Below are 13425 nucleotides of genomic sequence, written 5' to 3' on the forward strand. Positions count from 1 at the left end.
AAGGTGTCCAACACGAAGTCTAAGGCACCCGGTTCGGCACCGGCCGTGAACGACGAAGGCCGCCGACGGGGCGTTTGCCCTGGTCGACGGCCTTCTCGAGGTACGCCCCCTGGGACTTGAACCCAGAACCTGCGGATTAAGAGCAGCCGAAGGCCTGTTTCGGCTCGTACCGGCTGGTGGCGAGAAATACCGCCTGAACTGGGAAAACGTTTGCTTTCCGGTGTTCTTAGATCCCGTCCGATCCCTGTGGATAACCCGTGATCACGGAACTGTTGTGACCACCTCGTGACCACGGCCGAACTCCGTGCCTGCCGGCATGGGTGTCGAAGTCCGGCGCTTCGCCGGTGTTCGATCCCCTGGGCGTCACTCGCTGATCCGGTCGAGCGCAGCCCGCACCCGAGCAAGGCAGTCGTCGGGCGAGTCAAGGTCGGAGGCCTGGTGCCCGAGCTCCGTTTGCCACGACGAGGCGACCGAGCGGGGAACTGAGCGCTCGAGATTGGCGGCTCCGGGAGTGAATCCGGCGATCGGGCGCACGAGGGTGACTGCGGTTTCGTCGATGTGTCCGGCGTCGGCGAGTGCTGCGAGGTCGTAGAGGTCGCGAGGGGTGTGGCGGTCGAACCATGCCATGAGCTTCATCGCGGCGAAACCGCTGGGCGTCGGGACTCTGAGATGGACCGAGGGAGAGAGGTCCGAGTAGCGCAGCTGAACAGGCTCGATGGCGACGGGAATCGTCTGCCATTCCGGCCGCCGGGCGAACTGCACTTTGACCTCGAGGTCGTCGGCGGCGAGGGCCCATGTTTCGACCTGGTGCTGGGAGCCGAGGCCGGTCCAGGTGAGGTTCGGGAACTCGCGACGGAGTCGTCTGGTGATGTGGGCTCGGAGACCGTCGCCGTCGGTGGGCGAGCCGAGGAGCAGATCGATGTCTTCGGACAGGCGGAGGTCGGGCAGCCACGTGCGGCAGAGCGCGGTGCCACCGAAGAACGTGACGCGGTCACGGTCGGGCCAGTCGGCGATCGCGGCGAGCACGTGGCTGATGAGGTGGTCGCGGATGATCTGGGTGTCGGGCGCGCCGAACCGGCCGGCGACCGCTTCGATCTCGGTGCGGTCGATCATGGCCGGGTTCGACCGAGCATCGTGCGAAGCCTTTGCAGCGTCTTGACGCCGCGCTTCGCTTCGGCGATCTCGTCGATCAGGTCCCAGTCGATCCGGTCGGCGAGTCGCCGGATCATCTCGGTTCGGGCCTCGTCGGTGATGTTCCAAGCCGGCCGCTCGCGACAAAGGTCGAGTGCGGTTTGTTCGACGCTCGTGGCCCAGCCCGGCCCGAGGTCGGTCTCCACCTTGACGGTGTCCATGCCCGACAGATCGCGCGTGACGAATCGGATCGTCCCGACGATGGTTCCGCGCGTGCGCAACCTTCCCGGGATCGACACGTAGCCCGTGCCGAGGGCTCGCGGATAGCAGCGGTGCGCCCTGGCCGCCGAGGGGCCGACGAGGGCGACCTCGTCAGGGCCGTAGAGCGCGACTGCCATGCCGAGTGCTGCGCCCTCAATGGTGGGTCGCCATGTCGTGTCCGGGCCCCGCCGCTCCTCGGGGACGAGAACGTAGAAGCCCTTCGAGAGTTGCAGCACGCTCCCGTTCTCGATGAGTCGCCGCAGCTCGGTGTCTGTCCGCTCGACGTCGAACGAATCCGGTCGTCCGACTTTCAGCTGGCGGCGAGCGAGCTCGTCAACGATACGAGGCATTCACCGATTGTACGTCATAACACGGTCCAGGAACCGGGTTATGACGAAGAAACGAAGTTGCAGCGTTGTAGTTCGTTGGCCTGCTCACCGTTCACCGCTGCGGCGCTCCAGCTCTTCGATCAGGCGCTCCCTCGGCCACTCGTCCGCAGGGCCGATACGCACGACCGAGTCGAGGTCGATGCTGGTCACCCCTGGCGACTCGCCCCGAGCCAAGTCGGACCCTTCCGGCGGACTCAGACGGTCGTCGTGGTCTGGGGGGACCACAGCAAATTCGAGCTGGCGCTGGCCAGGGTGCGGCCGTCGGGATCGCTCAGTGTGGCCGAGGCATGCACCACCCGCAAGCCGGCCCGCGCGATCTCCGCCGTCGCGCGTACGGTCGCACCAACTGCCGCCGAGGCGAGGTAGTCGGTCGCCAGGTTGATGGAGAGATGGAAGCCGTCGCGCCCGAGGGTGAACGCCGCCAGCCCGACGGCATCGCCGAGCATGGCGCACTGCATGCCGCCATGGAGGAGGCCGGCCGGGTTGGCCATCTCGTCGCGCTCGACCAGCACCCCGCCGAGCCAGCGAGTGAACGGCGGTCCGCCTGCCCACACGTCGGCAGATCCAATGCAGGCACGGAAGAACTCGACGGTCTCGTTCACCTCGGAGTGCTCGTCGCTTGTCACGGCGGCACCCATGGCACACCTCCGTGCCACTCCAACCGGGGATCCAGCCGGACAGCACCCCCTTCGCAGGGTGTTCCGCCGAGGCACCGGTTGCAGGCGAAGATCGCCGCTTCGATGTCGTCGACACGGTCGAGGGGTGCAGAGGTGAGCGACTGCAGCAGGGACTTCGTCGTGGGCGTTGTTCGGCTCGATGGTGGTGCGGGGGACGAGGGGAGCTCTCCTGGGCGAGTTTGTCGGCCGAGAGATGAAGGAGAGATCGACGATGAGGTCTCGGTGGAGATGGCTACCCCACGATCGGACCGTGGAACGCTCTGGGGTCGGCAGAACTCTCAGCTGGTCGGCGCAGCAGAGAGGACCTTGGGGTTTGGAGCCGAGCTGAGGTCGTCGGTCGGCACGTACGCGTTGGACCGGATCTCCTTGGCCTCGGTGTCCCAATGGGCGATTCGGGCGGGCCACAGGTGGTGTATGGCAGTCAACATCGGAGGTGAAGCGAGACAACGGCCGGGCGGCCCTCGTCGTGCCGTCGAGTACAGGCATTCGAGCCAGGACGGCGTGAGGCGGGCGTGCTCGGGTCTATCGCTCGGTCTAGGAGCGGGAGTTTGGCACCCGGTTTGGCACCCGTCGTGAACGACGAAGGCCGCCGACGGGGCGTTTGCCCTGGTCGACGGCCTTCTCGAGGTACGCCCCCTGGGACTTGAACCCAGAACCTGCGGATTAAGAGTCCGTTGCTCTGCCAATTGAGCTAGAGGCGCTTGTGTAGCCGCCGAAGCTTAGCGTTCACCCTGCACCTTGCCGACGCTGGGTGTTCACTTTCGCCTTGCGGTTGCGTGGGGTGACTGAGGGGAATCGAACCCCCGGCCTTCAGTGCCACAAACTGACGCTCTAACCGACTGAGCTACAGCCACCAGGAATCGGCAAGCCTAGCGGATACCCCGGCGAACGACGATCAACTTTTGCCGCATGATCCCGATGACCTGGAGCGCCGCACCGATCGCCCGCCGAGCGCACTAGGCTCGTCGGGCCGTTGCTCGGGCGTTGGCTCGGACAGCGTCGCACGCCTCCGTAGCTCAACCGGATAGAGCACCAGACTTCTAATCTGACGGTTGCAGGTTCGAGTCCTGCCGGGGGCGCTCGCCAGATCACGCCTCGGTCGGCTCGGGACTGGTCGCCCATGATGAATCATGGCTCCCGCCCGCACCGCCTGTTCGCGGGGTTCGAGCAACGCTTCGCTGATTGCTTCTCATCGACAATTCGCGGCGCTGACTCCGATGCCGCCTCTACCTGCCGATGGATTCGGGGCGAGGCTCGGTGAGGGTCGTTGAGCGAGCAATCGGATGAGGGTCAGACATGGGTGAACTTCGGAGCTATGCCGACTTCGGACTGATGCGGTCATGGCGTCAGGTCGTCAACGCCGTCACGACCGATCACGCTGCCGGCCTTGCGCCGTTGAAGGTCGGGCTCGAGCGAGACGTGGACCGGCTGGAGACCCAACTCGGCGAGCAGCTGACTGGGCTCCGGCTCCTCGAGATCGGACCTGGCCAGGGGCTTGAGCGAGCGCACTACCTCGGGCTGTCGAACACGGTCGAGGCGCTCGATCTCGACGTCGTCAGTGCGCGTGACGCCGCCGGTTGGTGGCGTATGGCGCGAACGAATGGCGCGGGACGAGTGGTGAAGTCGCTGGGACGCGAACTGCTCGTCAACCGGTCGGCCCGTCGAAGCTGGATCGATCTGGTCGGCGGCACCTCCTTCATCCGGCCGAGGAGTCACCAGGGCGACATCGTCGACTGGCGTCCAGCCCACGGAGCCTTCGATGCGGTGGTGTCCTGGTCGGTGTTCGAGCATGTCAGCGATCCCCGAGCCGCTCTCGCCGGGGTCATCGAGGCGCTTCGACCTGGAGGAGCAGCGCTGATCAGCATCCACAACTACACCTCGGCCAACGGTCACCACGACATTCGATCGTTCACCGGAGTGGACGATCAACGCCTGCTGTGGGGGCACCTTCGGCCGAGCACGGCCGCAGGCATTCGCCCGAGCGCGTTCCTCAACGAATGGCGGCTGGCCGATTGGCGGCGACTGTTCGACGAACTCACACCCGGATACGTGGAATACCTGGATCAGTACGAACATCCCGAGGTGTTCGGGCCGCTGATCGACGGCGCGTTTGCCGAGGAACTCGACGGCTACTCGCGCGACGAACTGCTCACCGTCAACGCCGTCTTCGTGTTCCGCAAGGCCGACTGATCGGTCCTGCGTTCAGTCCTCGATGCGTATGGCGTCGAAGCCTCGTTCGCACTTGATGGCGCCCTCGACGCCTGAAGTCGGCGCGCTGAGTTCCCACGATTCGGTGTCGCCGGGAGGGATGGCGAAGACCGAGACATCGGCCGTCCCGAGTGAGGCGCCAGTTGCCGTGTCGAAGAACTCCACTTGCACGAAGTAGCTCGACGTCGATGTGCGCGGATTGGTCACGGTCCCTGACGCGGTCGGCACGCCACCCTCGAGCGAGCACGACGTCACGGCAATCGCCTGCGTGGCTTCCTGGCGGCGGTCGAACTCGTCCTCGAACTCGGCGAACGTGTCGCCCAACTCGGCGGCGCCGTCGGCCAGCACTGTGGCAATGAGCAGACAGCCGCCGACGCCGACGACCATCAGAAACAGGAGAATGCCGAGCACCCACCATCCGGCTTTGCTCGACTTCTTCGGCGCCACCCCGTAGGTGTAGGTGCCCGGCGCCTGTGGTCCTGGTGGCGGCGCGCCGTAGCCCGGTTGTGGTGCCATTCCTGGCGCCCCGGGCGGGGGCATGGCGCCCGGTGGTGGTATTGCACCTGGTGGCGCCATGGCACCGGGCGGTGGCATCGCTCCAGGGTCGGGTGCGGCGAACGCCGACGGTTCCGGCGGGGCAACAGTGGTCGTCTCCGCCCAATCGCCGCCTCCGGCGGCCGTGGCCGCATCGCGCGGCCCGGTCGGCTGCTGGCCGTCGGGCCAATACCGACCATCGTTGCCGAGGACCCAGCGTATGAGTCCCTTGGCGTGGTGGGATTTCGGGGCGGGTCCACCTGTGGGTGAGTCACCGGCGTGATGCTCGGTGTGTACGACCAAGTGCACACCATGGAGAACCACACCGATGACTCTTGAACAGTCTGACATCGACCGCCTGCTCGACGCGATCTCGATCGGAGAAGGAACCGATCTGGTCCGCCAGCTCGCCCAATGGGCGCTGCAACAGTTGATCGAGGCCGAAGCGGCCGAAAAGATCGGCGCCGGCCCCTACGAGCGCAGCATCGACCGGACCACGCATCGCAACGGGACCCGGCCACGGACCTTGTCGACCAAGGCCGGCGATCTGGAACTCGGGATCCCGAAACTTCGCAAGGGTTCGTTCTTCCCCAGCATCCTCGAACCCCGCCGACGGATCGATCAGGCTCTGTATGCGGTGGTGATGGAGGCCTATGTCAACGGCGTCTCCACCCGAGCGGTCGATGATCTGGTGGTGGCGATGGGGATCGACACCGGCATCTCCAAATCAGAGGTGTCGCGGATCTGCGCCGGTCTGGACGAACGAGTCGAAGCGTTCCGGACACGCACCCTGGGTCACACTTCGTTTCCGTACGTGTATCTCGACGCCACCTACATCAACGTCCGTGACGACGCCCTCGGCCAGGTCGTGTCCCGAGCGGTGGTCATCGCGACCGGGATCACCGCTGCTGGTGACCGCGAAGTGCTGGGTGTCGATATCGGTGATTCGGAGGACGAAACGTTCTGGCTCCGGTTCCTCCGCTCGATGCGTAAACGTGGTCTCGGTGGTGTCCGCCTCGTCATCTCCGACGCCCACGAAGGGCTGAAGGCCGCCATCCGCAAAGGGATCAGCGGGGCGAGCTGGCAGCGGTGTCGCGTGCACTACGCCCGGAATCTGTTGTCCAAGGTCCCGAAAGGGCAGCAAGAAATGGTGGCGGCCGCGTTCCGGTCGATCTTCGCGCTCGGCACCACCGGGGAGATCAACACCCGTTGGGACGAGGTCGCCGACATGCTCGAGGCCAAGTTCCCGAAAGCGTCGTTGTCGATGCGTGACGCCAAGACCGATGTGTTGGCGTTCGGGGCGTTCCCGTCGTCGCATTGGCGCAAGATCTGGTCGAACAATCCGTTGGAACGACTGAACAAGGAAGTGAAACGGCGCACGAACGTGGTCGGGATCTTCCCCAACGACGCCGCAGCGATCCGGCTCATCGGGGCCGTGCTCGCTGATCAGCACGCGGAATGGGCGGTCGCTCGCCGCTACATGACCGAGGGGTCGATGGCAGACCTCAACACTGTGCGCGACACTGAGCGATCACGGGCCCAACTCGAGGCCTGACACACCGAGCAACACACTCGGAACCCCACCACTCCACGGGACTCTGTCGACCCAGCCCTCGGGTGGTGGCCAGGGATAGTCGTTGCCATCCCATGCGGTGTAGTTCTCGCTCATCGTCCCTCCAATGTGACACCGGCAGCGTAGATCATCCTGATGACGCCGGGATCGAGTCCAGGTGTCACCGGACACACCGGACGTGGCAAGAAACACATCGAGTTTGCATTCGTGGCGGCGCCGCGTAACGTGATCGTCACTTACCGGCTTACTCGGGGGCCGACAACCCGAGCGCACATGCCTCTAACCAAGGCGGGATCCTTTCAGAGGGGCATGGGATGACGCAGACATGCGTGCGAGTTCGTCGGTTTGGTATCCCTCGGCACGTCCGCATGCACTGGGCGTTTGTCGTCATCTCAGGCCTTCCACTCAGCAGCGCCCTCGCTGCTGAGCGAACGATGAGGTGGTTACATGCTGAACAAGATGAAGACGGCGGTTGCCGTGCTCCTGGCCGTCGGGACACTGCTGGTCGCAGTGCCCGCGTCGGCGCAGAGCACCAACGACGGCGCCGCAAGCACGATTGACGAAGCGACCCCGCAGGGTCTCGCATCGCTGGCACCGAACGATCGCATCACCAGGCTGTATCGAGCAGCGCTCGGTCGCGAGCCCGACGCTGCCGGCCACGACTATTGGGTCGACCAGATCGAAAGCGGTGAATCACTCCTCGCGCTCACCCGGTCACTCATCGACTCCGAAGAGGCCCAGAATCGCTCGACCGGTGATCCGCTCCGCGACGCCTACCTCTGGGCCCTCGGTCGTGAACCCGACACGTCGGGCTACGAGTACTGGTCACAGTACGACGCCGCCCGCGCCGTGCTCTACATCTCCGACTCGGCCGAGCACCGGATTGCCACCGGTCTCGAGGTCGTGCAGGCACCCGTGGTGCCGGTGGTCTCGCCGTCCGCTCCTGCGGGTTGGGTCGACGCCGGCCACGGCGTCTACGTGCCGCCGATCCTGCTCGAGATCCGGCGCTGCGAATCGGGTGGCAACTACTTGGCGGCCAACCGCCGGTCGAGCGCTCGGGGTGCCTACCAGTTCCTGGCCTCCAGCTGGGCTGCCTACGGCCATGCTGCTCGCTACGGCGTGTTCGAAGCCCACCTGGCCACGCCGGCCCAGCAGGACGAAGCCGCCGTCATCACGTGGAAGCGAGATGGCGTTCGCCCCTGGTACGCCAGCCGGAGCTGCTGGGGCTGATCGCTCGGCGAGCGAGCTCGTCGACCAGCAGGGTCACGAGCACCAGTGCGATCAGCGCTGCGAGCGCTCGATCGAAGGCTCGCCCCGCCAGCTCCAGCGTGAGCGTTCGTCCGAGGCCGGTCGCCCCGGCGGTGCCGACCATCACAGTGTCGCGTACCGTTACCTCCCATCGATAGAAGGTGAGTCCCTGCCACCGTTGTCGGATCGACGGCACGGCGGCGGCGACGAACGCCACGATCGACGGTGCGCCTGCCGCACGAAGCGACGGTGAGGCTGCGTCGTCGTCGTTCTCCAACACCTCGGCCATGAGGCGGCCGAGCACGCCGAGGTTGTAGAGGCCGAGGGCGACGGCACCGGGAACGATCCCGGGCAAGATCACGAGAACGACGACGAACGCCCACACCGGCGGGGGCACGGCGCGTAGCAGCAACATCACCGACCGCGTCGCGAACTCGATCACCCGCACGAGCAGCGATGGGTGATCGGGCGCCGCACGCAGCCCGCCGCCGGACGCAAACGCCATCACCACTGCGCCAAGTGCTGCGATCGTGATCGCCAGGACGGAGATGACGAAGGTGTCGAGCGAGTCGAGGGCCAGGCCGCGCAACCCGAGGTCGCCGGTGGCCGGAGGCCATGCCCGGTCGGCCAGGTCGACGATCAGCGACCGGGTCTGCGGGCGCCACAGCCGGCTGATCTCCGGTGAGACCCACCACCAGGCGAGCGGCGCGGCGACCACGAGTGCGATGGCCGAGCGGGCACTCGACGACGCCCCGGTCGCCGTCACGACGGCATCGGAACGCCGTACCCACGACGACCACCGATCGGCGAAGCCACTCAGCGCAACGAGAAACCAGATCGCCGTCCACACCTCGCCGTAGCGGAGCGACTGGAAGCTGAGTGCCAGTTCATAGCCGAGGCCGCCGGCGCCGATGATGCCCAGGACAGCCGCCGATCGCATGGCGCACTCGAATCGATAGAACGCATACGACAGCAGATCACGCTTGGCCGTCGGTGCCGTCGCGGCGAGCAGCGCCACCATCCGTGGCGCTCCGGCGGCCCGCAGCGCGTAGCTGCCCTCGGGGCTGGCACCGTCGATCATGTCGGCGAACACCTTCGCCGTCACGGCGCCGAAGGGCACGCCGATCGAGACGATGGCAACGATCGGGTCCAGTCCCAAGATCTGGATCAGCACGAGCGCGAAGACGAACTCGTGGATTGCGCGCGGCAGCACCGATGCCAGCCAGACCGCCCGTCGGGTGGCCGCAGCGACACGACGGCGAGCACCGGGCGGGATCCGGTCGAGGTCCCAGGTGGTGCTGGCGATCAGGGGAGCGAAAACCACGCCGATGATCACCGCCAGCATCGTGCCCAGGAGCGCAAACGACGCCGTGGTCAGCGAGGCCTCGACCATCCGTCGAAGGAAGTCCCCTTGGAGCGCAGGTTGGAACGCCGCCGACCAGAACGAGGCGAACGAGTCGACACCGCTCGGGTTGGCGACGGCACCGCTTCGGACCCACGCCGTGAGCGCGGTGAGGAAGACGACGCCCGCAGTGGTCGTCGACGTGCGGCGCTTGCGGCTCCAGGCTGGCATCAAGGCGTCGGCCGGTGTTCGGCGTCGCCGGTCGATGCCGACGCATAGAGCCGCTCGATCCGTTCGGCGTCCAGGCGCTCCGCCGGAAGGTCGAACGAGATGGTGCCCGACTCGATCCCGATCACACGGTCGAAGTGACGCACCGCGAGATCGGGGTCGTGCAGGGCCACCACCAACGCTCGGTGTGGCTGGTCGTTCACGAGCGAGCCCAGTAGTTCGAGGACCGTGTCGGCGCGAACCGGGTCGAGGTTGGACACCGGCTCGTCGGCAAGCACGAGGTCCGGCGACTGGTAGTGGACACGAGCGATGGTAACTCGCTGTCGTTGGCCACCCGACAGGGTCGATGTGCGGCGGTCGGCGAGGTCCTCGAGTCCGACAGCAGCCAGGGCTCGTCCGACGCCGTCGGCATCCTGATGGCGAGCAAGGGCCCACATCGTTGTTGCCGACGACTGGCTCCCCGCCCGACCGAGGAGCACGTTGCGGTGTACCGACAGCGATGGCACCAGTTCGCTGCGTTGAGCAACCATGCCAATCCGCGCCCGAGTCCGCCGGGCTGCTCGACCGGTGGCCCGTGCCAGGTCGATGTCGCCAACGAGCGCGACGCCGGCGGTCGGTCGGCGCCGCCCTCCGAGCACGTCGAGCAGCGTCGACTTCCCGGCGCCGCTCGACCCCAGCAGGGCGACACGCTGGCCCCGCTCGACGAGGAGCGAGACTCCTGACAGCGCCGTCAGCGAGGAGGTCGTGCCGAACCGGACGGCGACGTCGCTCAGCGACGCCGCCGGTCCGGTCGTCGGCGTGAGGGTCACTGGTTGATCAAACCAGCGTCCCGCCCGACCTGTTCGATGTCGGCATAGTTCGCGTTCTCCGTGCGGATGAACGAGCCGGCACCGAAGAGGTCGAGGATGGCCGCCTGGTCGGGGTCGCTCGCATCGAGGGCCAACAACGCCTCGACCACCGCTTCGGTGGCGCCGGTGCCGAGCCGCTCGTCGATGTCGGGGCGCGCAACCCAGTGGTAGTCGAAATACGACGGGGTGCGGAACACCTCGATGACGGCGCTCTCGTCGACCGACCCGTCTTCACGACGCGAGTCCCACACCTGCGAATTGAGCGCACCGGTCTCGAACGTGCCGGCCTGGACCTGCTCGATCGTGGCGTCGTGCGAGCCCGAGAACCCGACCGCTCCGTCGAAGTCGGCTGCGGGATCGATGCCTGCCTGGCCGAGGAACGCCTGGGGCATGAGACGGCCGGACGTCGACGATTCCGATCCATACGTGAAGCGGGTGCCGGTCAGCGCACTGAGACCGGCCACGTCATCGAACGGTTGGATGCCCGTGGAGGTGTTGGCGATGAACACGCTCGTGAACTCGGCGTCGATGTCGCGCTGGGCCACGGCGTTGGCCCCATCGACTTCGAGTCGGGCCTGCACTCCTGTCAGTCCGCCGAACCAGACGAAGTCGAGGTCGCCGGTTCGGAACCCGGCGACGGCGCCCTGATAGTCGGTGACGGGCACGTACTCCACGGTGAGCCCGGGAACGGCGTCCTCGAGGTAGTCGGCGACGAGCCCGTAGGTTCGTGCGAGCTGTTCGGGGTCCTGATCGGGTATCGCTCCGATCTTCAGCGTGCCGTTGATGTCGGTGTCGGCCGCACCGGCGTCGCTCTCGCCACTGGCGGAGCTCGCACTCGAGTCACTCCCGCAGCTCGCCAGCAGCAAGGCCAGCAGAGCGAGAAGTGTTACAGCTGACCACCGACCGGTGGTCCTACGAGCGGCGATCACCGCGTCCTCGTTTGCAGGTTCATGGGTTCCTTTCGTTTCGGTTCGGTTTTGAACCGAAGGCCAGACTCTAGGACCTGCGGCGTGCGATGTCCCCCATCGGCGCAGGCGCTGACCAGCCGGGCGTGGAAGACTCGCCCCATGCCCGACATGCGACGCTCCGATCAGCTCCTTGACCGCACGGTCGACCTCCTCCAACACATGATCCGCAATGCGTGCGTGAACAACGGCCACGCCGAGTCGGGTCAGGAGATCCGAAACGCCGAGCTCCTCGAGGCGTACCTCACCGGCGGCGCCGGAGCGTCTCGCATCGACTTCGAACACTTCGAGCCGACACCCGGGCGTTCTTCGTTCGTCGCTCGGTTGAAGGGCTCCGACCCCAACGCCAAGAGCCTGTGTCTGATGGGCCACACCGACGTCGTCCCGGTCAACCCCGACGGCTGGAGTCGTGATCCGTTCGGCGGCGAGCTCATCGACGGCGAAGTATGGGGGAGGGGAGCGGTCGACATGCTGAACCTCACGTCGTCGATGGCGGTCGCCTTCCGAGAGCTCGCCGACTCGGGCTTCAAGCCGAAGGGCGACCTGCTCTACTTCGCCGTCGCCGACGAAGAATCGGGTAGCGCCCACGGCGCCCGCTGGGTGGCCGACCACCATCCCGAGTCGATTCGTTGCGACTACGTCCTCACCGAGAACGGTGGACTCCATGGCGGCGTCGGCAGCGACCAGACGGTCGGGCTCACGGTGGGGGAGAAGGGAGTGGCGTGGCGACGGCTCCGCATCGACGGTGTTCCCGGCCATGGCTCGATGCCGTTCCGCAAGGACAACGCACTGGTGACCGCGGCGGCGGTCATCCAACGGATCGCTGATTACCGACCGCCGGCCCGTTTCCACGAACTGTGGCGGGAACGGGTCGACACCCTGCCGGTGCCCGACGAGGTGCGGGCCACGATGCTCGATCCCGATGCCCTCGACGATCTCCTGGCGGCGATGCCCGACGCCGGCAGCGCCAGCTTTCTCCACTCGTGTGTGCACACCACGTTCTCGACCAACGTGCTCGACGGCGGTCCCGACATGAAGACCAACGTCATCCCCGATGCCATCGAGCTCCAGGTCGACATTCGTACGCTTCCCGGTGAGACACCCGACGAAGTCCAGCACCATCTCGACACCGCGCTCGGCGATCTCGCCGACAAGGTGCACGTCGAGGTGCTCATGAACGACATGGCATCGATGAGCCGTATCGACACACCTCTGTGGAACAGCGTGCAGAAGGCGGTCAACAAGCCGTTTCCGTCGGCTCGGCTCAGCCCGTCGCTGTCGGTCGGCTTCACCGACGCTCGTGTGTTCCGCGACCTCGGCGCGATTGCCTACGGTGCGGGCCTCATGAGTCCCGACCTGAGTGCGGGTGACTTCTCGAAGCGGTTCCACGGCAACGACGAACGGGTCGACGTCGAGTCGCTCCGGCTCACCACCGAGCTGTGGCTCGATGTCGTTGGCGACCTAATGGCGTAGCCGGCACTACCGCCGGGTGCCCGTGCGAAGTGGGGATCAGGGTGCGGCGATCTCGGTGACCGACACCGTGTCGAGGCCGAAGCGCTGCACGGCGGCATCCCAGTCGATCGCCTTGGTGGTGACCGCGTCGGCCTCGGTCAACCGGTCGACCGGCACCGCCCACATCAACTCGAACTCGATGCCGTCGGGGTCCTTGCAGTACAGGCTCTTCGACACACCGTGGTCACTCTCGCCCGCGAGCGAACCCGCCTCGAGCAGTCGGGCCCGCAGCTCGAGCAGCTCGCGCAGGGTCGGGACCTCCCACGCCAGGTGGTACAGCCCGACCGACGCCCGGCCTGCCGTGCTCGGCCCCGCGCCGGCACCGATCGAGAAGAACGCGATGTCGTGATCGTTCGGTGAGTCCGGGGCCACCCGCATGAAGACGCCGCCGGGAAACGCGTTGGCGACTTCGAAGCCGAGGAGCTCGGAGTAGAACGCGGCGGTGGCTTCGGCGTCGCGAACGTAGAGCACGGCGTGGTTGAGACGAGAGATGGCCATGCGTGCAACAA

13 protein-coding genes and 3 tRNA genes are annotated in these 13425 nt (G+C 66.5%); 5 read left to right on the forward strand and 11 right to left on the reverse strand.

All coding sequences use genetic code 11. The features are described 5' to 3' along the window. Nucleotides 1-363: 363 nt before the first annotated feature. The 6 genes from R2733_19235 to R2733_19260 all read right to left on the reverse strand — a co-directional run bounded on the left by R2733_19235 (nucleotide 364) and on the right by R2733_19260 (nucleotide 3312). Nucleotides 364-1113, reverse strand: a complete 750-nt coding sequence (locus R2733_19235) for a nucleotidyl transferase AbiEii/AbiGii toxin family protein (protein ID MEZ5378647.1) — start codon at nucleotides 1111-1113, stop codon at nucleotides 364-366. After that, complete coding sequence (locus R2733_19240; protein MEZ5378648.1) at nucleotides 1110-1742, reverse strand: type IV toxin-antitoxin system AbiEi family antitoxin; 633 nt, start codon at nucleotides 1740-1742, stop codon at nucleotides 1110-1112. The genes R2733_19235 and R2733_19240 overlap by 4 nt, the downstream gene beginning before the upstream one ends. A gap of 233 nt (nucleotides 1743-1975) precedes the next feature. Further along, nucleotides 1976-2407: a PaaI family thioesterase gene (locus tag R2733_19245; protein MEZ5378649.1), complete on the reverse strand. Its 432-nt coding sequence runs from the start codon at nucleotides 2405-2407 to the stop codon at nucleotides 1976-1978. A 329-nt stretch (nucleotides 2408-2736) separates the two neighbouring features. Further along, nucleotides 2737-2886: a hypothetical protein gene (locus R2733_19250; GenBank protein MEZ5378650.1), complete on the reverse strand. Its 150-nt coding sequence runs from the start codon at nucleotides 2884-2886 to the stop codon at nucleotides 2737-2739. Between the two features lie 200 nt (nucleotides 2887-3086). After that, nucleotides 3087-3159, reverse strand: a tRNA-Lys gene (locus R2733_19255). A 76-nt stretch (nucleotides 3160-3235) separates the two neighbouring features. Next, a tRNA-His gene (locus R2733_19260) sits at nucleotides 3236-3312 on the reverse strand. A gap of 151 nt (nucleotides 3313-3463) precedes the next feature. On the opposite strand from R2733_19260, the gene R2733_19265 reads away from it, so the two are divergent. Then, nucleotides 3464-3537, forward strand: a tRNA-Arg gene (locus R2733_19265). A gap of 217 nt (nucleotides 3538-3754) precedes the next feature. Then, the gene (locus R2733_19270) at nucleotides 3755-4648 is read left to right on the forward strand and encodes a methyltransferase domain-containing protein (GenBank protein MEZ5378651.1); all 894 of its coding nucleotides are present in this window, start codon (nucleotides 3755-3757) and stop codon (nucleotides 4646-4648) included. Between the two features lie 12 nt (nucleotides 4649-4660). On the opposite strand, the gene R2733_19275 is transcribed toward R2733_19270, so the two are convergent. Beyond that, nucleotides 4661-5182, reverse strand: a complete 522-nt coding sequence (locus R2733_19275) for a hypothetical protein (protein ID MEZ5378652.1) — start codon at nucleotides 5180-5182, stop codon at nucleotides 4661-4663. Nucleotides 5183-5528: 346 nt separating this feature from the next. Here R2733_19275 and R2733_19280 point away from each other — a divergent pair, with 346 nt between their 5' ends. Continuing rightward, entirely contained in the window at nucleotides 5529-6755 is a 1227-nt protein-coding gene (locus R2733_19280; protein MEZ5378653.1) for an IS256 family transposase, read from the forward strand. Nucleotides 6756-7220: 465 nt separating this feature from the next. After that, a complete protein-coding gene (locus R2733_19285; GenBank protein ID MEZ5378654.1) occupies nucleotides 7221-8003 on the forward strand; it encodes a DUF4214 domain-containing protein in 783 nt (260 codons plus the stop codon). On the opposite strand, the gene R2733_19290 is transcribed toward R2733_19285, so the two are convergent. From R2733_19290 to R2733_19300, 3 genes are read right to left on the reverse strand one after another with little or no spacing between them, the layout of a single operon-like run. Further along, the gene (locus tag R2733_19290; protein MEZ5378655.1) at nucleotides 7945-9594 is read right to left on the reverse strand and encodes a hypothetical protein; all 1650 of its coding nucleotides are present in this window, start codon (nucleotides 9592-9594) and stop codon (nucleotides 7945-7947) included. The two genes, R2733_19285 and R2733_19290, sit on opposite strands and share 59 nt — an antisense overlap. Next, nucleotides 9594-10400, reverse strand: coding sequence for an ATP-binding cassette domain-containing protein (locus R2733_19295; GenBank protein ID MEZ5378656.1), 807 nt, complete (start codon nucleotides 10398-10400; stop codon nucleotides 9594-9596). Before R2733_19295 ends, R2733_19290 begins: the two co-directional genes overlap by 1 nt. Further along, nucleotides 10397-11368: a putative selenate ABC transporter substrate-binding protein gene (locus tag R2733_19300; GenBank protein ID MEZ5378657.1), complete on the reverse strand. Its 972-nt coding sequence runs from the start codon at nucleotides 11366-11368 to the stop codon at nucleotides 10397-10399. Before R2733_19300 ends, R2733_19295 begins: the two co-directional genes overlap by 4 nt. A 138-nt stretch (nucleotides 11369-11506) precedes the next feature. Between R2733_19300 and R2733_19305 the strand changes: the two genes are divergently transcribed. Continuing rightward, the gene (locus tag R2733_19305; GenBank protein MEZ5378658.1) at nucleotides 11507-12877 is read left to right on the forward strand and encodes a M20/M25/M40 family metallo-hydrolase; all 1371 of its coding nucleotides are present in this window, start codon (nucleotides 11507-11509) and stop codon (nucleotides 12875-12877) included. A 36-nt stretch (nucleotides 12878-12913) separates the two neighbouring features. On the opposite strand, the gene R2733_19310 is transcribed toward R2733_19305, so the two are convergent. Then, nucleotides 12914-13414, reverse strand: a complete 501-nt coding sequence (locus R2733_19310; GenBank protein MEZ5378659.1) for a VOC family protein — start codon at nucleotides 13412-13414, stop codon at nucleotides 12914-12916. Nucleotides 13415-13425: the final 11 nt, after the last annotated feature.

The sequence above is a fragment of the Acidimicrobiales bacterium genome (assembly GCA_041394265.1).
Classification (GTDB): Bacteria; Actinomycetota; Acidimicrobiia; order Acidimicrobiales; family SZUA-35; genus JBBQUN01.